General features: G+C 35.9%; 20 protein-coding genes. 13 read left to right on the forward strand and 7 right to left on the reverse strand.

The features are described 5' to 3' along the window. The first annotated feature begins 4 nt into the window (after positions 1 to 4). From IEV85_RS23890 to IEV85_RS23900, 3 genes are all read left to right on the forward strand, one after another. The gene (locus IEV85_RS23890) at positions 5 to 343 is read left to right on the forward strand and encodes a YbaB/EbfC family nucleoid-associated protein (protein WP_188467793.1); all 339 of its coding nucleotides are present in this window, start codon (positions 5 to 7) and stop codon (positions 341 to 343) included. Further along, positions 336 to 1,337, forward strand: a complete 1,002-nt coding sequence (locus IEV85_RS23895) for a glycosyltransferase family 2 protein (RefSeq protein ID WP_188467794.1) — start codon at positions 336 to 338, stop codon at positions 1,335 to 1,337. Before IEV85_RS23890 ends, IEV85_RS23895 begins: the two co-directional genes overlap by 8 nt. Before the next feature lie 108 nt (positions 1,338 to 1,445). Further along, positions 1,446 to 2,747, forward strand: a complete 1,302-nt coding sequence (locus tag IEV85_RS23900) for a hypothetical protein (protein ID WP_188467795.1) — start codon at positions 1,446 to 1,448, stop codon at positions 2,745 to 2,747. Positions 2,748 to 2,858: 111 nt separating this feature from the next. Here IEV85_RS23900 and IEV85_RS23905 read toward each other — a convergent pair whose 3' ends face one another. The 3 genes from IEV85_RS23905 to IEV85_RS23915 all read right to left on the reverse strand — a co-directional run bounded on the left by IEV85_RS23905 (position 2,859) and on the right by IEV85_RS23915 (position 5,109). Continuing rightward, positions 2,859 to 3,470 carry a hypothetical protein gene (locus IEV85_RS23905; protein ID WP_188467796.1) on the reverse strand — a complete coding sequence of 204 codons (612 nt, stop codon included), beginning with the start codon at positions 3,468 to 3,470 and terminating at the stop codon, positions 2,859 to 2,861. 87 nt (positions 3,471 to 3,557) lie between these two features. Beyond that, positions 3,558 to 4,709, reverse strand: coding sequence for a serine hydrolase domain-containing protein (locus tag IEV85_RS23910; protein WP_229712722.1), 1,152 nt, complete (start codon positions 4,707 to 4,709; stop codon positions 3,558 to 3,560). A 28-nt stretch (positions 4,710 to 4,737) separates the two neighbouring features. Beyond that, on the reverse strand, positions 4,738 to 5,109 hold the full coding sequence (locus IEV85_RS23915) for a DUF1304 domain-containing protein (protein ID WP_188467797.1): 372 nt from the start codon (positions 5,107 to 5,109) through the stop codon (positions 4,738 to 4,740). 154 nt (positions 5,110 to 5,263) lie between these two features. Between IEV85_RS23915 and IEV85_RS23920 the strand changes: the two genes are divergently transcribed. From IEV85_RS23920 to ispE, 3 genes are all read left to right on the forward strand, one after another. Further along, positions 5,264 to 6,235: an SDR family oxidoreductase gene (locus tag IEV85_RS23920; protein ID WP_188467798.1), complete on the forward strand. Its 972-nt coding sequence runs from the start codon at positions 5,264 to 5,266 to the stop codon at positions 6,233 to 6,235. 87 nt (positions 6,236 to 6,322) lie between these two features. Next, a complete protein-coding gene (locus tag IEV85_RS23925) occupies positions 6,323 to 7,132 on the forward strand; it encodes an enoyl-ACP reductase FabI (protein WP_188467799.1) in 810 nt (269 codons plus the stop codon). Between the two features lie 71 nt (positions 7,133 to 7,203). Further along, positions 7,204 to 7,998, forward strand: coding sequence for a 4-(cytidine 5'-diphospho)-2-C-methyl-D-erythritol kinase (gene ispE / locus IEV85_RS23930; protein WP_188467800.1), 795 nt, complete (start codon positions 7,204 to 7,206; stop codon positions 7,996 to 7,998). Positions 7,999 to 8,114: 116 nt separating this feature from the next. Here the strand turns inward: ispE and IEV85_RS23935 are convergent, their stop codons facing one another. From IEV85_RS23935 to tgt, 4 genes are all read right to left on the reverse strand, one after another. Continuing rightward, the gene (locus IEV85_RS23935) at positions 8,115 to 9,962 is read right to left on the reverse strand and encodes a hypothetical protein (protein WP_188467801.1); all 1,848 of its coding nucleotides are present in this window, start codon (positions 9,960 to 9,962) and stop codon (positions 8,115 to 8,117) included. Positions 9,963 to 9,976: 14 nt separating this feature from the next. Continuing rightward, entirely contained in the window at positions 9,977 to 10,888 is a 912-nt protein-coding gene (locus tag IEV85_RS23940; RefSeq protein WP_188467802.1) for a DMT family transporter, read from the reverse strand. Then, positions 10,885 to 11,958: an LptF/LptG family permease gene (locus IEV85_RS23945; protein ID WP_188467803.1), complete on the reverse strand. Its 1,074-nt coding sequence runs from the start codon at positions 11,956 to 11,958 to the stop codon at positions 10,885 to 10,887. The genes IEV85_RS23940 and IEV85_RS23945 overlap by 4 nt, the downstream gene beginning before the upstream one ends. A gap of 88 nt (positions 11,959 to 12,046) precedes the next feature. Then, the gene (gene tgt, locus IEV85_RS23950) at positions 12,047 to 13,177 is read right to left on the reverse strand and encodes a tRNA guanosine(34) transglycosylase Tgt (protein WP_188467804.1); all 1,131 of its coding nucleotides are present in this window, start codon (positions 13,175 to 13,177) and stop codon (positions 12,047 to 12,049) included. A gap of 86 nt (positions 13,178 to 13,263) precedes the next feature. Here tgt and IEV85_RS23955 point away from each other — a divergent pair, with 86 nt between their 5' ends. From IEV85_RS23955 to IEV85_RS23985, 7 genes are all read left to right on the forward strand, one after another. Further along, the gene (locus IEV85_RS23955; protein WP_188467805.1) at positions 13,264 to 14,382 is read left to right on the forward strand and encodes a glycosyltransferase; all 1,119 of its coding nucleotides are present in this window, start codon (positions 13,264 to 13,266) and stop codon (positions 14,380 to 14,382) included. Then, positions 14,373 to 14,987, forward strand: coding sequence for an RNA polymerase sigma factor (locus IEV85_RS23960; protein ID WP_188467806.1), 615 nt, complete (start codon positions 14,373 to 14,375; stop codon positions 14,985 to 14,987). Before IEV85_RS23955 ends, IEV85_RS23960 begins: the two co-directional genes overlap by 10 nt. Position 14,988: 1 nt before the next feature. Next, positions 14,989 to 15,612: a 16S rRNA (guanine(527)-N(7))-methyltransferase RsmG gene (gene rsmG, locus IEV85_RS23965; protein ID WP_188467807.1), complete on the forward strand. Its 624-nt coding sequence runs from the start codon at positions 14,989 to 14,991 to the stop codon at positions 15,610 to 15,612. 25 nt (positions 15,613 to 15,637) lie between these two features. Further along, positions 15,638 to 16,381 carry a hypothetical protein gene (locus IEV85_RS23970; protein ID WP_188467808.1) on the forward strand — a complete coding sequence of 248 codons (744 nt, stop codon included), beginning with the start codon at positions 15,638 to 15,640 and terminating at the stop codon, positions 16,379 to 16,381. A gap of 286 nt (positions 16,382 to 16,667) precedes the next feature. Continuing rightward, positions 16,668 to 18,302 (forward strand): CTP synthase, encoded by a 1,635-nt coding sequence (gene pyrG / locus IEV85_RS23975; protein ID WP_188467809.1) that lies wholly within the window; start codon positions 16,668 to 16,670, stop codon positions 18,300 to 18,302. A 9-nt stretch (positions 18,303 to 18,311) separates the two neighbouring features. Beyond that, on the forward strand, positions 18,312 to 20,162 hold the full coding sequence (gene yidC / locus IEV85_RS23980) for a membrane protein insertase YidC (RefSeq protein WP_188467810.1): 1,851 nt from the start codon (positions 18,312 to 18,314) through the stop codon (positions 20,160 to 20,162). Positions 20,163 to 20,408: 246 nt separating this feature from the next. Then, positions 20,409 to 20,855 (forward strand): hypothetical protein, encoded by a 447-nt coding sequence (locus IEV85_RS23985; protein ID WP_188467811.1) that lies wholly within the window; start codon positions 20,409 to 20,411, stop codon positions 20,853 to 20,855. The last annotated feature ends 150 nt before the right edge of the window (positions 20,856 to 21,005 follow it).

Raw genomic sequence — 21,005 nt, forward strand, 5'->3', positions numbered from 1 at the left:
GAATATGTTTGACATGATGAAAATGATGGGCCAGATAAAAGAGGTTCAGGGCAAAGTGAAGCAGGCTCAGGAAAACCTGGTACACATAACTGCAGAAGGCGAAGCTGGTGCGGGTATGGTGAAGGCTGTGGTAAATGGAAAAAAGCAAGTAATCAGCATCGATATTGATAGTTCCCTGGTGAATGATAATGATAAGGAAATGATTCAGGATTTAACAGTTGCAGCTATTAATAAAGCCATGGAAGAAGTGGATGTTAAAGCCCGTGAAGAAATGAAAAAAGCAACAGACGGAGTATTGCCTAACATACCAGGCATGGATTTAGGAAGTATGTTCAATGCCTGATCAGGTTGCAGTAGTAATATTAAATTTTAACGGAAGAAACTACCTTGAGCAGTTTCTTCCCTCTGTCATCAAAAACAGTAAACCACATAAAGTAATTGTAGCAGATAATGCTTCTACAGACGACTCAGTCGCTTTTCTACAGTCGCAGTACCCTAACCAACAGTTGATTCTGATGGAGAAAAATACCGGTTTTGCCGGAGGTTACAATGAAGCATTAGCTCAAATTAATGCAGAATATTTCGTCCTTCTCAATTCAGATGTTGAGGTAACACCTAACTGGATTGATCCAGTAATCCATCTCATGCAGGAAAAGCCGGAAATAATAGCCTGCCAGCCAAAAATCAAATCTTTTTATAAAAAAACACATTTTGAATATGCCGGTGCAGCCGGAGGCTTTATTGACTATCTTGGTTACCCTTTCTGCAGAGGTCGTATTTTCTCCACTCTGGAAGAGGATAAAGGTCAATATGATGATGATAAAGAGATATTCTGGGCGACCGGGGCCTGTTTCTTTGTAAAAGCCAAACCTTTTTTCGAGCTTGGAGCTTTAGATGAGCGCTTTTTCGCTCACATGGAAGAAATAGATTTTTGTTGGAGAGCTAAAAACAAAGGATACAGAATTTACTACACTGCAAAAAGCACTGTCTACCATGTTGGTGGTGGCACGCTACAAACTGACAGCCCTTACAAGACTTATTTGAATTTCAGAAATAACCTGTTAATGCTTTATAAAAATTTAAGTCTTATAGAATTTACCCCTCTTTATAAAAAGAGAAAACTACTCGACTACCTTGCAGCAACACAATTTTTCCTTCAGGGAAAAGCCAAAAATGGCCAGCAGGTATTAAAAGCACATCAAGACTTTAAAAAAATGGCACAAGCCTATAATTCTGAAAATACAGAAGGCTTAGATCATCCTGAAATTCTCAAAAAATCATTATTGAAAGAATACTTCCTACGGCAGAAGAAACACTTTTCTGATTTACAATTCTAAATAAGTGTTGGATCATTTTCTATTCTGTTATTCAGAAATAGTGTAACTAATATTTATTTTTATTAATATTATTCCGGTTTCTTTTTATGTTCGGAATAATAAAACAACATGGTTCAATTTAAGGGTACTCAATCAGAAGATAAAATACCTCAATGGCTGGAAACCATTCAGGAGAATTCCTGGGAAGCAGAATTACTGCTTTCAGCTGTGCTACTTTTCGGTCTTATTCAGACCCCAATTTATCTGGCAGAATGGTCTAATCATGTGCTTTCCTGGGAAACATCTCCCTTTGCCAGTCTTGTAGCATCCTTTATTAAAGGCCTTGAACTTCTAAGGGTAGGATTTATATTTCACATCATTATTCGCGCTATGTGGATTGCACAGGTAGGTTTTAGTTATGTATATCCTAAAGGTATAAATGTTGGTAATCTGAAATTTAAAGGTCGATTCAGAAGTGAGCTTGAAAGGTCTGATTCCATGGTGAAGTCCATTATGAATTTGGAGAAGTTAGCCAGTATTATTTTTGCCGTTTCTTTTAGTCTTTTCGGGTTGCTTATCGGCTTTCTGGGTTATATTCTTCCTTATATTCTTTTATCACTCCCTCTTGCTAATAACAATCTGAGCAATGGTACCGAAATAATACTCATTACCAGTATTACTATTTATTCTTTACTTTCCTTTTTTGTATTTATTGATTTTGTAACAAATGGCCTTTTTAGAAGAGGAAGGAGAAGAGCAATGCTATTTTACCCAATTGCATGGTTCTTTAGAATAGTAACATTATCCTTTCTTTATAAGAAAACGCTTTTAACACTTATTTCTAACACAAAGGGCTATAAGAGGTATATCATTTCTGGCAGTCTGGTACTTGTTGTTATATTAAATGATAAACCTGCCGAATTCCTTAAAGAGTATGCTATTGACACTTATGCTGCTAATACAAAAAATGGTTTTGCCCAAAATGCTAATTATGAATCAAAAAGAAAGCCAGATGACTTGCTGGTATTAACCATTCCTTCTGATTTGATGAATGCGAAAGTACTATCCATCTTTTTAAAGGATCAGAGCATCTTAAGTTACAGAGCCCCGAAGGAGGAGAAAGAGGATAGTACAAAACGAGGTAATTTTAATATCACTACCAATGCTAACGATAATGAATTTTATGCGAGAAAGAAAAACCTTCATAAAATATTAGAGATCACTATAGACTCAATACCAGTTGAAACCTCAGAATGGATAAACACTACACACCCAACAAATTACGAGAGAGGTTTTTTAAGCTATGTAAATATAGAAGGACTCTCACCTGATTTACACAAACTCCGAGTTGTTTTAAAAGGGGACACACTTTCCTATTCACACAGAACAGACTCCTTACTTGCTAATATACCTTTTTACAAGACAAATTAAGCTCATCATGTAGCTAAACAAAAGTATTAGTACAGTTTTTTTGCTAAAAAAAATGCTGCAAGTAATCCAAGTTTTCAACACTTATTTTCAATAACAAATATCGGCTAACTATTATTGAGCTGAACATTCAGTATTATAAATAGTTACCATATCCTGAATAGAAGGATCATCACCTTCTTCTAAAAGGTTAATAATCGCAGAGCAATCATTGAGATAAGTGATTACTTTTTTCTTACTGATTCCAAAGAGATCAAATCGAATGTAAAGTGATTTATCTGAAATTCGGTTAATTAAATAACCGTGATAATCATAATATCCTGAGTCAGGGTCTCTCCACTCTACATGATAATAACTTACATCGCCTTTTAAAACTACTTTAAGGAATCGCTGTTCGCCTACCCCCTTCTCACTGATATAGACAGTTTTAAAAAATTCAGACTTTTCCTTCAACCAAATACTTTCAAATAGATCCTCCCCTTTTCTATAGCTAATGACATCCGAAGGGGAATATTTCTTAGTAAATAATTTACCATTTTGTTTCAACCTGATCTTTCTGTAAAGCTTCCCAAATGGCTCCCTTGTCCTGTCTTTCACCTCCCCATAAAGTGTATCCTGTTGGGTAGTGATAATATAACCTTCTATAAAACCTTCTTGAGCAAAAGATGGAATAGTAGATAGCGCAAATAACAGAACTAACAAAGATTGTAATTTCAGTTTATCCATATTGAAATTCTGTTAGTGAAACAAATCCAGGTTCATCTAATTGTATTTAAGTAAATAGACTAAACAACATTATAGTATTACCTTTCATTACTTTTTCAATGACTCCAATACAAGCTGAACAAATTGCGCCACTTTGGAATTATCCATCCATCGGGTAACAATTAATAAATCATTCTTCTCATCAATTATGATATAATTTCCACCAAAACCAGCAGCATAATAAATATGTTCAGGCACACCTTTCCAATCGCCCATGCTATTATTCCACCACATATATCCGTAGGCACCATAAGCTTCTGAAGGTTTTTGCACTGACTTTACCCAATCCCGAGAAATCAATTGCCTGTCCTTCCACTCCCCCTGTCTTAAGAAAAGCAGGCCAAAGCGGGCATGATCGTAAGTATTGATAAACATACCTCCTCCGAAATGACCTCCCCCACTAACCGACTGCATTTGCAGGCCATCTACATTTACAAAAGAGTTTTCATAACCATACCAACGCCATGTGCTAGAAGCGCCAATCGGATCCATGATTTTCTCTTTCAACACAATAGGAAGAGGCTTTCTATACACCTGCAATAAAGAATAGGCCAGTACATTTACCCTCACATCATTATATTTATAATGGCTACCCGGTTCATGAAGTTCCCTTTTCCTCCAATCATCAATCCCTCCCTCTCCAGGTGGACGATCTGCCCAATCATACAGGCCAAATTGCTGGCCATACCAATCCGATGATTGTGTGAGAAGATGCTTCCAGCTTATTTTAGCATTATGCGCACCATCAAATGTGCCATCCCAAACATATTGCGATGCCTTATCATCTATATTGTGAATCAAGCCATCATCTATGGCTAAGCCGGCCACTGTAGAAAGGTAGCTTTTTGCTACACTAAAAGTCATATCCACTCGCTCAAGATCACCCCACTTTGCCACAATATATCCATCTTTTATTACCATACCGGCAGGACCACCTCTGGGCTTTACTGGTCCTAAAATCTCAAAATTGGGTTCTCTTGAAAAAGCTTCAATGATGGCAATTCTTAGATCCCGATTTACTTTATTCTCAGCCTTTTTTGCCAACTGAACAGCGCTATCCAGCAAAACACTATTAATTTTTAACTCTTTAGGTGTTTTTGTTTGCCACTCTTTGCCAGGAAAATACTGCCCATAACCACTAATGCAAAAGCAATAAATTAATAGCAATAAAATTGTAATGCGATTTACTTTTTTCATCATCTGTTACTTCAATCTTTTTGTTGATATTTTATGCGAATTTTTGAATGAGGATTAAAATGAGTGCAATAATTGCAGGTAGTGCCTGAACATAAAAAATCTTTTTTGAGGCTGTTAGTGTGCCGTAAATTCCAGCAATAGCCACACATGAAAGAAAGAAAATAGCCACATTATTACTCCAGCTTATATCATTTATGAAAAAAGACCAAATTAAGCCTGCAGCCAAAAAACCATTGTATAAACCCTGATTACCTGCCAGTTGGATAGTTTTGGAAAATAATTCTTTAGGAAAGCTTTTAAAAATCTTGGGGCCTCTGGTAGTCCAGGCAAACATTTCAAACCATAAAATATAGCAATGAATGGCTGCAACCACACCTATCAGAATATTAATAAATAAATTCATATAATTAATTTTAGAGAGTAATCTACATAAAAATGTAGTAGAATATTGCTTTTTATGGATAAGAGGTATAATTAAATTTTAAAAAGAGCACTTTCCTTTATCAATTCCTATATTTGCAGGAACATAATTTATAAGAAGAGATTTATATTAAGGCATGTCCAGGAAAAAATTAATTATTACCGGTGGAGCCGGATTTATTGGTTCTAATCTAACAGAGAAATACTTAAATGATGAAAGAATAGAAAAGGTGCGGGTTATTGATGACCTTTCTAATGGATATTATACCAACATAAAGCCATTTGAAACGCATCCTAAATTTGAGTTCTTTGAAGCTGACATCTGCGATTATGATAAAATGGTTGAGCTCACCAAAGGCTTTAATCTGATAACCCACCAGGCTGCTTTAGGCTCTGTTCCAAGGTCTATCCAAAACCCTATGCGCAGTACACAGGTAAATATTGATGGTACAGTAAATATTTTACATGCAGCGGTAACCAATAAAATCGACAGGGTGGTTTTAGCTTGTTCTTCCAGCACATATGGAGATAGCCCTACACTCCCTAAAGTGGAAGATGTTATTGGTAATCCTTTAAGCCCTTATGCGGTAACCAAATTTGCAGTAGAGCTTTTTGCCGATGTTTTTCATAAAACCTATGGTTTAAACTTTGTGGGGCTCAGGTACTTCAACATTTTTGGCCCCAATCAAAATCCGGACAACCCATATGCGGCAGTTATCCCGATATTTTGTAAAGCTATTTTGGAAGATAAGTCGCCCACTATTAACGGAGATGGCGAAACCAGCAGGGATTTTACTTTTGTAGAAAATGCGTTGCATGCTAATGATTTAGCACTATTTACTGACAATCCTGATGCCCTCAACCAGGTTTATAATGTAGCCTGTGGAGATCAGATCACCTTAAATGAGATGGTATCAATATTGAATGATATCAGCAATAAAAACATATCTCCAAACTATGGACCTGAGAGAGCGGGGGATGTTAAACATTCAAAAGCTGACATCTCTAAAATTCAGCAATTGCTGGGATACAGACCACAGGTCAGGTTCAGGGAAGGGTTGGAAAAAGCATTTGACTGGTACCGTGATTCAGGAATTTTGCAGCAATAGTATCCATCAGAAAGAACTTTAATCAAATCAATTATACCATACTGATAATAAATTTCTATTTTTGCCTACTCACAAAGAAATAAAACTATGTCAAATAATTTATTAGCCGGAAAAAAAGGGATTATAACGGGTGCGTTGGATGAAAATTCTATCGCCTGGAAAACAGCAATAAAAGCAAAAGAACAAGGAGCTCAATTTATATTAACTAATGCACCTGTAGCCATGAGAATGGGGGGAATTCAGGAATTAGCTAAAGAATGTAATACAGAGGTAATTCCTGCAGATGCTACTTCGGTTGAAGACATTACTAACCTTTACACACAATCTAAAGAAATATTAGGTGGAAATTTTGATTTCATTCTTCACTCTATTGGCATGAGCCCTAATGTAAGGAAAGGAAAGCCTTATCATGACCTTAACTATGATTGGTTACAAAAAACGTATGACATCTCAGCAGTATCTTTTCATAAAATGATGCAGGTGGCAGATAAAATGGAACTCATGAACGAGTGGGGGTCAATTGTTGGCCTATCTTACATTGCCGCCCAACGTACTTACCCATTCTATAATGATATGGCTGATGCCAAAGCATTATTAGAATCTATTGCCAGAAGTTACGGCTACAGATTTGGTAAAACAAAAAATGTACGTGTAAACACTATTTCTCAGTCCCCTACTCCAACCACTGCGGGTTCAGGAATTAGCGGATTTGATTCATTCTTTAACTTTGCAGAAAAGATGTCCCCTTTAGGCAATGCCACTGCAGAAGAATGTGCTAACTATATCATTATGATGTTCTCTGATTTCACCAGAATGGTTACCATGCAAAACTTATTCCATGATGGTGGATACTCCTTTACCGGTATTTCCGAGGAAATGATCGATCAAATGAAATAATATTAATATAGTTCCATAAAATATTAAACCTGACGGAGTAAACCTGTCAGGTTTTTTTGATTTATTACAGTATGCTTGTATTTCCTAACGCTAAAATCAATCTTGGCCTCAACATCGTCTCTAAAAGAACAGATGGCTACCACAATATTTCTTCCTGCTTCTATCCTATTCCTGTAAAAGACGCATTAGAGATCATTCCTGCCAACAAAGCATCGTTTGAAAGCACAGGCCTTGCCATTCCGGGAGATCCTGAGGATAATTTGATATGGAAAGCCTATCAAATGCTCAATAAAGATTTTAAGCTACCTGAAATGGCTATTATTTTACATAAAGCAATTCCTATGGGAGCCGGACTGGGTGGTGGTTCTGCTAATGGCGCTTTTATGCTAAAACTTTTGAATGAGTATTTCGATTTAAAGCTTTCTGATAAAACCCTTGAAGAATATGCCCTGAAGTTAGGGAGCGATTGTCCTTTTTTTATTCAAAACCAACCACAATTAGTAAGTGGAAGAGGAGAAATTTTTGAACCTGTATCATTAAATCTGAAAGGATATTTTTTAGGCTTGGTATACCCTGGTATACACATTGGCACAAAAGAAGCTTATGGTGGAATTGCACCCAAAAAACCCAAGACTTCGGTTAAAGAAATTCTATTGAAAAAGCCTATAGGTGAATGGGAAAACCTGTTGAAAAATGATTTTGAAGAGTCTGTATTTAGGCTATATCCCAACTTAGCTATTCTCAAAAATAAGCTATATGATGCCGGTGCCATTTATGCTTCTATGACAGGCAGTGGCTCTACTTTATACGGATTATTTAAGGAATCTACTACTAGTGAAATAGTTGATCAAGAAGTCTTGTTGTAGCTTTATAAGGTTGCTCCCCTTCAATAAAGAAACCGCTAACAGAATAAGTATAGGTTTTTAGGCATCCTACATAAAGCTTGAACTGAAGAAAAAGGATAAGAAGCATATTGCTTACTTTACATATTAATAAAATTCCACTTTAATTCATTAATTCTACCCCTTCTTTTATAGCGTTTAATGCGTCTTTGTACGTAGTTAAGTTCTTTATATTCCTGTTCAAGTCTTTCCAACTCAATACGTTGTTCAATGAGTGATTGCCTGTAAGACTGGATGCGGTTAACCAGCTCGTTATTTCGAAGTTCATCATCATTTTCATCTTCCACAGAATAGGTTTTCAGATAGCTTTTGTTCCTGATAATGGTTTTTTCAATGTCCCCTAACTGTATAATCAATGAATTAATTTTTCCTTCCTGGTTAAAAGCCAATGCGTTAATACTACTTGAAATAGCCAACAAAGCCCCGGCATATGGCACTAATTGTCTTGCTACTGTTTTGTCATCAAAAAAAGACCCTGTAGCACTATAAGTACCTAAAAAGAAGGTAGAAAATAGCAGCGTATTCTTTAAACTCCTCTTTTTCTGTGACTTATCTTCCAATTCATTGATCTTTTTCCTTAAACCTACCAGTAAAGCATCTGTTTCTCTCTGGTATCTATCCAAATCCCTATACACCTCTACGGTATTTACACCCTGGTTCACAGTTACAGTAAAAAACTCACTATCAAAAGCACCTTCAGGATCAGTCACCTTGAACAATACATCATATTGAACAGGAATTCCATCAGCTTTTACCAAATCAAAACCAATCGTATCACTCATCAAAAACAATCTGGATCCTTCTTGCTGTAAATAAAGCCAGTCAGGCTCATTATCAAGTTCAAAAGTTAAATCGGAAAGCTCATGGTTATTGTCTTTAATAAATACTCTCTTCTGAACAGCATATCCTTCTCTAACAGTTAAATTGGTGAGTTTAGTAATTACAGGAGGATCATTTTTATCGCTCTTTAATATGGTAATTTCTTTCTCTACAAAATCTTCAGGATGATCCATATCCTGCGCTCTCAACTTAATCTTTAAAGGAAAAATTGAGCCCATTTTGGACATTTCTGCCGATGTTAAATACCAGGAAAATTTACCGGAAGTATTGATATGAGGGTTTCCGGTAGTTACAGGTACATCCATCTGATAAGAAATAGGATCATTATCCTGATCAATCACAGAAAAATCAATCTCCAAACCCTGGTCTGCAGTGATAATATAAGTATCATTAATATTATTTCTTAATTTAGGTGGAAGGTTTTGGTCTATGATTTGGAATCTATATTTGGCTCTTCCTGCCAAGTTGTTAGCATCTACCGCAATAAGCTCCATCTCAAAATACTTTCTATCAGCCTGTTGCTGCGAAGGCTCCCAATCCATCATAATTCTATTCCCTATGATGTGGAATTCACTGTTATCAAAGCTCTTTAAATCCGTATTATTATCTAAAATGTAACTTAAAATTAAGGATTCATCACTTGTGGTAGGGCTATTTGCCACAAATTCCATTCTATAATGCTCACCTTGCAATAACTTGATATAAGGCCTTTGCCTAAGGGAATCGGGATACATAGTAAAGCGTGGTAATTGCTTCAGCTCCTGAACCTTTATTAATGTTTGTGCCTCATCTACAATTTCCCCTACAGAATCTTTTACATAAAACCAGGCTCTGAATAAGCCACTATCATCCTTTTTAGGTTGCCAAAAAAATTCCATCTCCTGCGTATCAAATTTAGCTTCGGGAACATCGCTTTTCCATGTAAGGTTAAAGCCACTTTTATCTTTGGCTGACCACTCAACTTTAAAAACAACCTGATCATTAACTTCAACCTCTACTAATTCAGGAGCCTTCAATTGCACATTTTTTGTCTGTGCTGAAAGCTGGAGACTAAAGAGTATGAAGGAGTATACTAAAAAATGTTTCACAGTAAAATAAAGATTTAACGTATCATATCACTCTGTAGTGCCTTTCTCTTAGCCATTTTATTGATTAATGGATAAGAAAGAACGGAGAGCAAAATTACAAATGTTCCCATGTAAAACCCCGGAGACATTTCTTCTTTCTCGCCAAAAATAAGAAACGCCAGTATAATTCCATAAACAGGTTCCAAATTAACTGTAAGGTTTACCACGAAAGCACTTAAAACCTGCTGAATCTGTACAGAAGCTGAAAAGGCATAAACGGTACAGATTCCTGCTAAAATAAGCAGGTAAAACCAATCTGTACCTGATGGAAAGAGAGAAAGAGGTGCACTGCTGAAGTAGGTAATGTATATAGGAATAAAAAGTACTGTTCCTAAAAAAGCACCAAGCATTTCATAAAATGTTATTATATAAGGACTATGGCGATGCGTAAATATTCCGTTAAACACTGTAAAAACACTGGCCAGCATTGCTGATGCAATAGCCATTACTATACCAAGTGCATACTGAAATTCAAAACTGAAAATAATGTAGAGGCCGGAAATTACTACTACTCCTAAAATCACCTCATATATTTTAACTTTTCTCTTAGTTACCAAAGGTTCAATTAAGCTGGTCCAGAATGAGCATGTGGCAATACCCGCAAGACATACTGAAGCTGTAGACACCCTGGCGGCACTGAAAAACAAAAGCCAATGCGCTGCTATCACAAAACCTGTTCCTATTATTTTCAATATTTCCATTCTGCCGATGGCAAAATTTCTTTTCCTGATAAGTAGGATGCTGCCAAGTAAAACTGTAGCGATTAAAGTTCTGAAAAGTACCACTTCCACTGGAGGAATGACAATTAACAAACCTAATATGGCTGTAAATCCCCATATTAAAACAATAAAATGCAGCTTAAAATAACTTTTTAATTCATTGTTCATCGAGGAACGTATTTATAGAGTATTAATCCTACTATACTAAAAATTATATTCGGGGACCAAACCGCTAAAATAGGATTTAAAGTGGAGTTTTCCGCTATTGCTTTACTTAATATGAAAAATATGATAAACACAAATGCGATCACGAAACCCAAAGCTATTTGCCCCCCAGTACCTCCCCTGGTTTTTTTAGAAGATAAAATTACACCTATAAAAGTGAGAATTAAAGCGGCAAAAGGTGACATGTAGCGGATGTATCGTTCAATCAAATAAATTTTAACGTTATCTGCACCTCTTTCCCGCAGAAGTGAGATATAATCATTCAGTTCAGCCATGGTGAGAGTTTCCTGCAAGCCATGATTGTTCTCGAAGTCGTTAGGTGTAAAGTTTAAGACAGTGTCCATCTCTGTTCCGAAGGTAACTTTTTCCTTAAAACCATCAATAGTTCTTAATTCCCAGTCCTTAATTACCCAACTGTTTTTTACAGAATCCCACTCTATTCTTCTGGCGCTTAACTTTTCTTTCAACTCTCTGTCAGTAATTTTCTCAAGCGTAAACCTGTACCCAACATCACGCTGGTTATTATAGCTTTCCATATAAGCGTAAATTTCAGGAGCTATTTTCAGGTGAATATTTCTGTCGTTGAAGTAAAATGGTTTTTTGGTATACGCAATTTCAAAAGCAATCCGGGTTTTGTTAGCCTGAGGAATAACATAAGAGTTAAGGAAAAAGCTAAATACAGCAATAATACCCGCTCCGATAAAGTAGGGACGCATGAACCTTCTGAAACTCATTCCACCTGCAAGCATGGCTATAATTTCAGTATGGCCTGCCATTTTGGAGGTAACAAAAACAGTAGCAATAAAAATAGTGATTGGGGTAATCAGGTTGGCAATCCAGGGAACGAAAGCTCCATAATACGGTAAAATGTCAATAAAAGTAAGACTATGCTTCATGAAGTCGTCATTCTTCTCAGTATAGTCTATTACCACTACTATGGCCAATATAATCCCTACAACAAAAATAAAAGTGGAAAGAAACCTTTTAAGAATATACCAATCTAAAATTTTCATACTTTGTTTATCTTGTATTTGCTTTAAAGTAAGTTTAAAAGCTATAGAAAAAGAGAGAAATAAAAGAATTATCTATCGTTTCCGAAACTTATATCCTCTCCATCAATTTTCTGACCATTTTTTCTTTCCACTCAAAGAAAGTTCCTGCTATTATTTGCTTTCTGGCATTTTCCACCAACCAAAGATAAAAAGCGAGGTTGTGAATACTGGCAATCTGCGCACCCAAAATCTCTTTGGAAATCATTAAATGGCGTAAATAAGCTTTAGAATAAAATGTATCAACATAACCTGTGAGTCCCGGATCGATAGGAGAGAAATCATCTTCCCATTTTTTATTCCTGATATTAATGATGCCTTCAGTAGTGAAAAGCATTCCGTTTCTGGCATTTCTGGTGGGCATCACACAATCAAACATATCTACCCCTAAAGCAATGCCTTCTAAAATATTGGCTGGAGTTCCTACCCCCATTAAGTATCTGGGCTTATCAGCAGGAAGTATATCGCAAACTAACTCCGTCATTTCGTACATCATCTCTGCAGGCTCTCCTACTGACAATCCTCCTATGGCATTTCCCGCCTGATTTTTAGAAGCTATTACCTCAGCCGATTGCTTTCTTAAATCTTTGTAGGTAGATCCTTGCACAATAGGGAATAAGGTTTGTTCATAGCCGTAAATTCCCTCTGTAGAATCAAACCTTTCAATACACCTATCCAACCATCGGTGCGTCATTTCCATTGACTTGCGTGCATATTCGTATTCACAAGGATAGGGTGTGCATTCATCAAAAGCCATGATGATATCTGCCCCTATTTTACGTTGAATATCCATCACATATTCCGGACTAAACACATGAGTGGAACCATCAATATGTGATTTAAAAGTAACCCCCTTCTCCTTTATTTTCCTTGTGCCTGAAAGACTATATACCTGATAGCCGCCACTATCTGTTAAAATAGGCTTATCCCAACCATTGAACTTATGAAGACCACCTGCCTTTTCCAGAATTTCCAATCCCGGCCTTAGGTACAGATGATAGGTGTTGCCCAAAATTATCTGTGCCTTAATATCATCATGTAGTTCTCGTTGATGAACGGCTTTAACTGAGCCGGCTGTTCCTACCGGCATAAAAATGGGAGTTTGAATAGTACCATGAGCTGTAAGGATTTCACCCGCCCTGGCTTTAGAATTTTTATCTTTATTGGAAATGGTAAATTGCATAGGAGTGCAAAATTATAGCTTCTTAAGAATTTATAATTTTAATTTCCAATATATTTGCCCTGATTAGCAAAAAGATATTTCACCTCATGCCCTTTTCTCACTTTTCATTTTATGGTTTTTGCTTATTTTACGCTATTCAATCTTATTTTTTAGTACGCTATTTTCTTAAATTAGCTTATTATACTCACGGTTCTGAAGTACATTTTAACCCCTCCCCTGTTTCTGTAATAATATGCGCTCACAATGAATTGCATAATCTTAAATCAAATCTGGAGGGTATATTGAAACAGGATTATCCTGATTTTGAGGTAATTATTATGGATGACAGGTCTCAAGATGGTTCTTATGAATGGTTAAAGAAGGTTCAGGAAACCTATCAGCACCTACAAATAAATCGAATAGAAAAAACTCCAGATCATTTTAATTCTAAAAAATATGCGCTTTCAGAAGGAATCAAAGCTGCCCGACATGAGATAATACTACTTACTGATGCCGACTGTAGAGTGAATAGTAAAAATTGGATTGCCAAAATGGCACATTCTTATAAGGATGAAACCTCATTAGTATTAGGTGCTTCTTTATATGAGAAAAAGGCAGGTTTACTAAATGCTTTTATTCGCTTTGAAACTATTCAAACTGCAATTTTATACTTATCTCTTGCATTAAATAAGAAACCTTACATGGGTATAGGTCGTAATCTATCGTACAGAAAATCGCTGTTTTTAAGAAATAAGGGATTTAATAGTTACTCGGAAATTACCGGTGGAGATGATGATTTGTTTGTAAATAGATTAAGTAATAGCAGAAACACACGAATTTGTATCGAAAAGGATTCAACTACATTTTCACAACCTAAAACTGATATTAAAGCATTTGTAACACAAAAAACCAGACATCTTTCAGTAGGTAAGTACTATAGAAAAAAAGATCAGTTGAGATTAGGAGTTTTTCATTTCTCACAAACAATGTTATGGATATTCTTTATATTTGTTTTAGGTGTAACGAATACCACAACATTTTTTTTAGTCACTCTTCTTATGATGTTAAGGATTATAGGACAATATGTCGTGTTTTATAAAGTTAGCATTAAGTTTGGAGAATATAATAAACTGAGGCTGCTCCCAATTTTAGAAATTATTTTTATTTTTTATTATTGGATCATAGGCATCCATGCACTACTGTCAAAAAAGGTTAAATGGAGATAAATAAGAATAGAAATTTTTCAGAAAAAGCTTTAAAAGATTTTAGACTGATAGATCAGGCAGTTTTAGCCAAAGATCAAATGGCATACGCTGAGTTAATGAAGCGATACAAGAAACCTGTTTATCACATGGTTCTTAAAATGGTAAGAAATGTAGATGATGCCGAAGATTTAACCATTGAAGCCTTTTCCAAAGCTTTTAAAAGCTTACATCGATTCAAAAAAGATTATACATTCAGTACATGGCTTTTCAGAATTGCCACAAACAATGCCATAGATTTTATTCGTAAAAAGAAGTTGCGTACCATCAGTATTCACTCTTCCTACACTGATGATAATGGAGATGCTGTAGGTATAGATATAGAAGACAGAAATTTAACACCTCAGGATAGCGCTATCAAAGACCAGCGTATCCAGCTGATGAGAATGTTTGTGGATAAATTACCTTCAAAATACCAGCGATTGGTTAAATTAAGATATTTTCAGGAGCTATCTTATGAAGAAATAGCAACAGAACTGGATTCTCCATTAGGTACTATTAAAGCTCAGTTGCATCGATCAAGAGAGTTAATGAGAGAATTGATTGAAGGGAAAGAAACTAACTTTTAAGATGGATTCCAGTAAGATTATTGGAAACTACTTTCCTGAATTAAGTGTTCAACAACAATCTCAAATAGATGCCTTAGGAGAATTGTATCAGCACTGGAACGAAAAAATAAATGTAATTTCCAGAAAAGATTTAGACCACTTTTATGAAAGGCATGTGCTTCATGCATTAGCCATTGCAAAATTTACAGACCTGAATAACAAGAAAATTTTGGATGTGGGAACTGGTGGCGGCTTTCCCGGAATTCCGTTGGCTATATTATTCCCCAATGCACAATTTACCTTGGTGGATTCTATAGGTAAAAAAATTACAGTAGTTAACGAGGTAGCAAAAAGTATAGGGCTACAAAATATTACAGCACTCCACCAGCGAGCTGAAAAAGTAAAAGGAAATTTTGATTATGTTGTAAGCAGGGCTGTTACCAGAATGAATAATTTTATACCCTGGGTACACCAAAAGTTAGTGGCAACTGATGCGAAAAGAGAAACTGCTATTTTAGCTCTTAAAGGTGGCGATCTGGAGGAAGAAATGGCAGAAATAAAAAGACCTTACCAGGAAGTTCAACTTTCGGAATATTTTAAAGAGGATTTTTTTGAAACCAAGAAACTTATTTATATCCCATTTTAAAAAACCTATAGAAATTTAAATCAAGATGAAAGCCTTAAAATGGATTTTAATCATATTGGTAGCATTTACAGCAATAGGGGTCATTACTTATTGGATTTTAGATAAGCCACTTCCTGATGGAGAACCGGGCATAAAAGCAGAAAACCTGGCTGATAAAATGTTACAAGCTGTAAATGACTCTGCCTGGAAAGAGACCGGAGTAATTAGCTGGAATTTTGCCAATAAACATCAGCATATATGGGATAAAGATAGACACCTGGCTAAAGTTTCCTGGGAAGAATACGATATATATATAAACCTTAACACAGTAACAGGAAAAGCAATTGTAAAAGGAAAGCAGATAAAAGATTCTGCCGCAACTGCGGAATTAGTAAAAGAAGCTTATGAATACTGGGCCAATGATTCATTTTGGCTTAACCCTATCGCAAAGATAAGAGACTCTGGAACCGAAAGGTTATATGTTGACACAGAAAATCCTGAAACTGAAAGCTTATTGGTAACTTACACATCGGGTGGAATTACGCCTGGAGACTCCTATCAATGGCTGGTAGATAAATCTTCAGGATTGCCATTTGCCGTAAAAATGTGGGTGCAGATTATTCCTTTAGGGGGTGTAGAATTTACCTGGGAAAACTGGATTAGAACAGAAACAAATGCTTTAATAGCAACTGAGCATTTAGGGCCGGTAGATTTAACACTTACCGAGATCAGATCTTATTCCTCTATTAAAGCGCTCGAAGAAGGTGACATATTTAAAATTTTAGATTGATATTTTCCGAATGTGCATTTTAATTGAATAGCAGGAAGCAATAGCCCCCAATAAATGTAACCTTATCTTAATTATATCAGAAGAAAAGCAAAAAACATTCGAAATCATATATTCTTGTCAATTTGGGTACTGATACAAAAGCAGGTAAAATTTAAGTCGTTAGTTAGTAGCCCTTTGGCAACCAATAAAAATAAACGTTATATAATTATCAATATTAATTACTCATTTTTAAAAGCTTCTCTTACCTTTGTATCCCATAAGTACAAAGGCGACTTCAACAAATCTTATGGCTTCTCAAAAAACAACTAAATACATCTTCGTAACTGGAGGTGTTACATCATCATTAGGTAAAGGAATTATTGCTGCTTCACTTGCAAAACTATTGCAGGCAAGAGGCTTTTCAGTAACTATCCAAAAACTCGATCCTTATATAAATATTGATCCCGGAACATTGAATCCCTACGAACATGGGGAATGCTTTGTTACCGATGATGGAGCAGAAACAGATTTGGATTTAGGCCACTACGAAAGGTTTCTGAACATTAGTACCTCTCAGGCAAACAACGTAACTACCGGTAGAATTTACAATAATGTTATCACCAAAGAACGCGAAGGTGCTTATTTAGGCAAAACTGTGCAGGTAATTCCCCATATTACTGATGAAATAAAAAGAAATATTTATTCTGTAGCTGAAAACAATGAATATGACATTGTTATCACAGAAATTGGAGGTTGCGTAGGAGATATTGAATCACTACCTTTTATCGAAGCGATCCGACAGGTAAGATGGGATGTAGGTAGTAATAATTACCTGGTAATCAACCTTACATTGGTTCCTTATTTGAAAGCTGCAGGTGAATTAAAAACAAAACCTACTCAGCATGCAGTAAAGCAGTTATTGGAATCAGGAATTCAGCCAGACATATTGGTTTGCCGAACTGAACACAAATTGCCACACGATATCAGAAAGAAAATAGCTCAATTCTGTAACGTGAATGTCAATTCAGTTATAGAGGCGATGGATGCTGACTCCATTTACGATGTTCCACTACTTATGCGTAAAGAAAAACTGGACGAACGCGTTTTAGCTAAATTGAAACTATCTCACAAAATTGAGCCGGAACTAACACAGTGGAAAGATTTTCTAGGAAGGTTAAAGAATCCAATTTCTGAAATACATATAGCATTAGTAGGTAAATATATTGAGCTTCCTGATGCGTATAAGTCAATTACTGAAGCTTTCATCCATGCCGGAACACAAAATGAAACCAAAGTACACATCAAGTGGATTCATTCAGAAGAAATAAATGAGAATAATGTAGAGGAGCTATTTGCCAACATGCATGGCATTTTAGTGGCACCAGGCTTTGGCGAGAGAGGTATTGAAGGAAAAATTACCGCTATTAAGTTTGCCAGAGAAAACAATATGCCATTCTTTGGTATCTGTTTAGGTATGCAGTGTGCTGTAGTAGAATTTGCACGCAATGTGTTGAACCTGAAAAATGCAGCCTCTATAGAAATGGATGAAAAAACTAAAAATCCTGTGATTGCTTTAATGCCGGATCAGAAGAACATCACCTTAAAAGGTGGCACCATGCGTTTAGGCTCCTACCCTTGCGAACTAAAAAAAGGAACAAAAGCTTACCTTGCATATGGAAAAGGTAAAATTAATGAGCGCCATAGACACAGATACGAATTTAATAACAGATATTTGCAGAAATTTGAAGAATTGGGAATGATCGCCAGCGGTATTAACCCTGATTCCAATTTGGTTGAAATTATAGAAATACCTGAACACCCATGGTTTGTAGGCACTCAATTTCATCCGGAATTAAAAAGTACAGTACTCAATCCGCACCCGCTATTTGTGCGCTTTGTTAAAGCTAGTTTAGAGCATAAAATATTATCAGAATCGAATTAATATAGTTAAATGGAAAAAAATCAAGCGACAGGACTCATCCTTATATCCATCTTACTGATAGGGTATTTTTGGTTTTTTGCGGAGGCTCCCCAACCTGCAGAAAACACAGATACCAACACAGTTGAAGCAGTAAGTGATACTATTGAGACAGAGAATTTATCAGCTGAGAACACCCAAAATACAGTAGAAGCAACAGGTAATGACTCCGTTAGAAATGAGGCTTTAAGAGCTAAATTTGGAGTGTTTGCTCCTGCAGCAGAAGGTGAATCTCAAGCCTATAACTTTAATACTGAAGTTATTAATGTAACTTTTGATAGTAAAGGGGCTAACATAAGTAACCTGGAATTAAAAAATTACAAAACTTATGAAGGCGAACCTTTAATTTTAGCAGAAGCAGAACTGGACAAAAAGCAGCTTTTGGTAAATACTGCAACGGGCGTTATTGACTTAAATGAGTTAAATTATCAGTTAGTAGATAAACCTTCTGCAACTATTGCTCCTGGAGATACGGTTCAATTAACTTTCAGAGCTGAATTAGGAAATGGTAAAAACGTAGAGCAGATATACACTCTTTCAGGAGAACATTATGAAATAGGATACGGCATAAAGCTTAATGGTTTTTCCAATGAAATTACGGGAGATAAATTCACATTTATCTGGAATAAGAAAATGCGAAGGTATGAAAAAGACCCTGAGCAAAGCCAACGGAAGGCTACCATTAATTATTATTCTGTAGAAGAAGGTAAAGATGGTTTAAGTGAAGCAGACGAAACTGATGAAGAAGCTATTGTTGACCCCCTTAAATGGTTTTCTTTCAAGCAGAATTTCTTCAATGCCGCTTTAATTTCTGAAATTCCGATGCAGCGTGCTGAAGCCAAGGTTTCCAGCATAGGCTTATCAGATGAGTTTGTTAAAACGGGACAGGTTAAAGTGGAGTTGCCTTTGGCAGAAGTAAAGGAAAATGCTCTGGCTTTTAAATATTACTATGGCCCCAACAATTATAAAATATTACAGAGTGTAGCTCCTGATTTTGAAGAGAACATTTATCTTGGTTGGTTCCCTATCAGCCTTGTAAACAAATACATCATCATTAATGTATTTCATGTTCTGGAGAAGTTCATTAGCAATTATGGTATCATCATCATCATTCTGGTATTCCTGATCAAGTTGGCATTATCTCCTCTTTCTTACAAGTCTTACGTTTCAATGGCTAAAACTAAGGTTTTAAAGCCTCAGTTAGATGAAATTAAAGAAAAGCATGGTGGAGATATGCAAAAGGCGCAGGCGGAACAAATGCAGCTTTACCAAAAAGTGGGTGTAAACCCTCTCTCAGGTTGTATTCCCCTTTTGCTTCAGATGCCTATTCTATTTGCCATGTTCTATTTCTTCCCGAGCTCAATTGAGCTAAGGCAGGAAAGTTTCTTGTGGGCAACGGATTTATCAAGCTATGATAGTATCGCAACTTTACCCTTCACCATTCCATTTTATGGTGACCACGTAAGTTTATTTACCATCCTGATGACTTTATCCACTTTATTAATTACCTGGTCTCAGGGTCAGGTGAGCTCAGTACAGGGACCAATGAAGAACATTCAGTATATCATGCCAATAGTGTTCATGTTTGTATTGAATAATTTTGCAGCAGCATTAAGCTTCTACTATTTTGTGGCTAACATTATCACATTCGGTCAGCAGACTTTAATCAGAAGAATGATAGATGAAGATAAGATTAAAGCTATTCTGGAGGAGAACAAAAAGAAAAATGTAAATAAGAAGACTTCTAAATTTCAGCAAAGACTGCAGGAAGCCATGAAGGCCAGTGAAGAAGCTAAAAAAACAAAAAACAAAAAAGGAAAGTAATAATATTAATTCTACTTTAATTTTTTTTAACATTGAAGGAATCAATTTATTTTGATTCCTTTTTTTGTATTATATTGCCATACAATTGCGCAATCATCTAAAAATGATGGTTCTTTTCGCAATATTTTAATAGTGACCTCAGTCTGCTCTCCCCTTAGAGAGGCACTCGTTTGATTGAGATGGATTACTGGTATTTAATGAAATTAAATGAGAAGTACTCCCGTTCAAATTAATAAACAAAAAGAGATGAGACTTTATACACACCCAAAATTAAGAATTACTGTAGAAGAAATTGATGGCATCCCATACATAAAAGAAGTATGGAGAGGCATATTTAATCCTATAGTTTTCAGAGACTTAATCGGTAATTCGTTTCAGATATATAAAAAACATTTATCTAATATAAGGCTGGAGCACCAAAATAAATTTCTTCTATTGGGAGATACCCGGGATTTGGAATTGATCAGAGATGAAGAAGTAGATTGGATTAATAAGGTAGTGAATCCGCAATACGAGGCACTGGGTATAACACATCAGGCCATTATTGCGCCAATTTCCCAATATGCTTCCGGTAAAGTAAATGAAGTAAACACTGATGAAAACTATTTGCACTTCATTACAAAGTTATTCAAAGATGAAAACTCAGCATTACAATGGTTTTTAACTGATAATAGAGTAAAATCAAATATTTAGCATTTTAACAGTTTTGACTAATCTTGGATCAATCTGAAAATCTGGGGATTTATAGATGAAGGATTAACTTTGCACAAAAAAAAAGTTAAAGTGGATCAGGGTTTAATTGAGTTGTTTTTGCCTGAAGGCATTCTTGAGTACTTCCAGGTT

It is taken from the genome of Marivirga lumbricoides (genome assembly GCF_014636295.1).
GTDB classification, from domain to species: domain Bacteria; phylum Bacteroidota; class Bacteroidia; order Cytophagales; family Cyclobacteriaceae; genus Marivirga; species Marivirga lumbricoides.

Coding starts and splice junctions, on each gene's coding strand:
- ispE (WP_188467800.1), top strand. CDS start 7,204: ATGCTTGTATTTCCTAACGCTAAAATCAATCTTGGCCTCAACATCGTC.
- pyrG (WP_188467809.1), top strand. CDS start 16,668: ATGGCTTCTCAAAAAACAACTAAATACATCTTCGTAACTGGAGGTGTT.
- rsmG (WP_188467807.1), top strand. CDS start 14,989: ATGGATTCCAGTAAGATTATTGGAAACTACTTTCCTGAATTAAGTGTT.
- IEV85_RS23890 (WP_188467793.1), top strand. CDS start 5: ATGTTTGACATGATGAAAATGATGGGCCAGATAAAAGAGGTTCAGGGC.
- IEV85_RS23960 (WP_188467806.1), top strand. CDS start 14,373: ATGGAGATAAATAAGAATAGAAATTTTTCAGAAAAAGCTTTAAAAGAT.
- IEV85_RS23940 (WP_188467802.1), bottom strand. CDS start 10,888: ATGAACAATGAATTAAAAAGTTATTTTAAGCTGCATTTTATTGTTTTA.
- yidC (WP_188467810.1), top strand. CDS start 18,312: ATGGAAAAAAATCAAGCGACAGGACTCATCCTTATATCCATCTTACTG.
- IEV85_RS23925 (WP_188467799.1), top strand. CDS start 6,323: ATGTCAAATAATTTATTAGCCGGAAAAAAAGGGATTATAACGGGTGCG.
- IEV85_RS23905 (WP_188467796.1), bottom strand. CDS start 3,470: ATGGATAAACTGAAATTACAATCTTTGTTAGTTCTGTTATTTGCGCTA.
- IEV85_RS23920 (WP_188467798.1), top strand. CDS start 5,264: ATGTCCAGGAAAAAATTAATTATTACCGGTGGAGCCGGATTTATTGGT.
- IEV85_RS23970 (WP_188467808.1), top strand. CDS start 15,638: ATGAAAGCCTTAAAATGGATTTTAATCATATTGGTAGCATTTACAGCA.
- IEV85_RS23895 (WP_188467794.1), top strand. CDS start 336: ATGCCTGATCAGGTTGCAGTAGTAATATTAAATTTTAACGGAAGAAAC.
- IEV85_RS23985 (WP_188467811.1), top strand. CDS start 20,409: ATGAGACTTTATACACACCCAAAATTAAGAATTACTGTAGAAGAAATT.
- IEV85_RS23910 (WP_229712722.1), bottom strand. CDS start 4,709: ATGATGAAAAAAGTAAATCGCATTACAATTTTATTGCTATTAATTTAT.
- tgt (WP_188467804.1), bottom strand. CDS start 13,177: ATGCAATTTACCATTTCCAATAAAGATAAAAATTCTAAAGCCAGGGCG.
- IEV85_RS23945 (WP_188467803.1), bottom strand. CDS start 11,958: ATGAAAATTTTAGATTGGTATATTCTTAAAAGGTTTCTTTCCACTTTT.
- IEV85_RS23915 (WP_188467797.1), bottom strand. CDS start 5,109: ATGAATTTATTTATTAATATTCTGATAGGTGTGGTTGCAGCCATTCAT.
- IEV85_RS23900 (WP_188467795.1), top strand. CDS start 1,446: ATGGTTCAATTTAAGGGTACTCAATCAGAAGATAAAATACCTCAATGG.
- IEV85_RS23955 (WP_188467805.1), top strand. CDS start 13,264: ATGCCCTTTTCTCACTTTTCATTTTATGGTTTTTGCTTATTTTACGCT.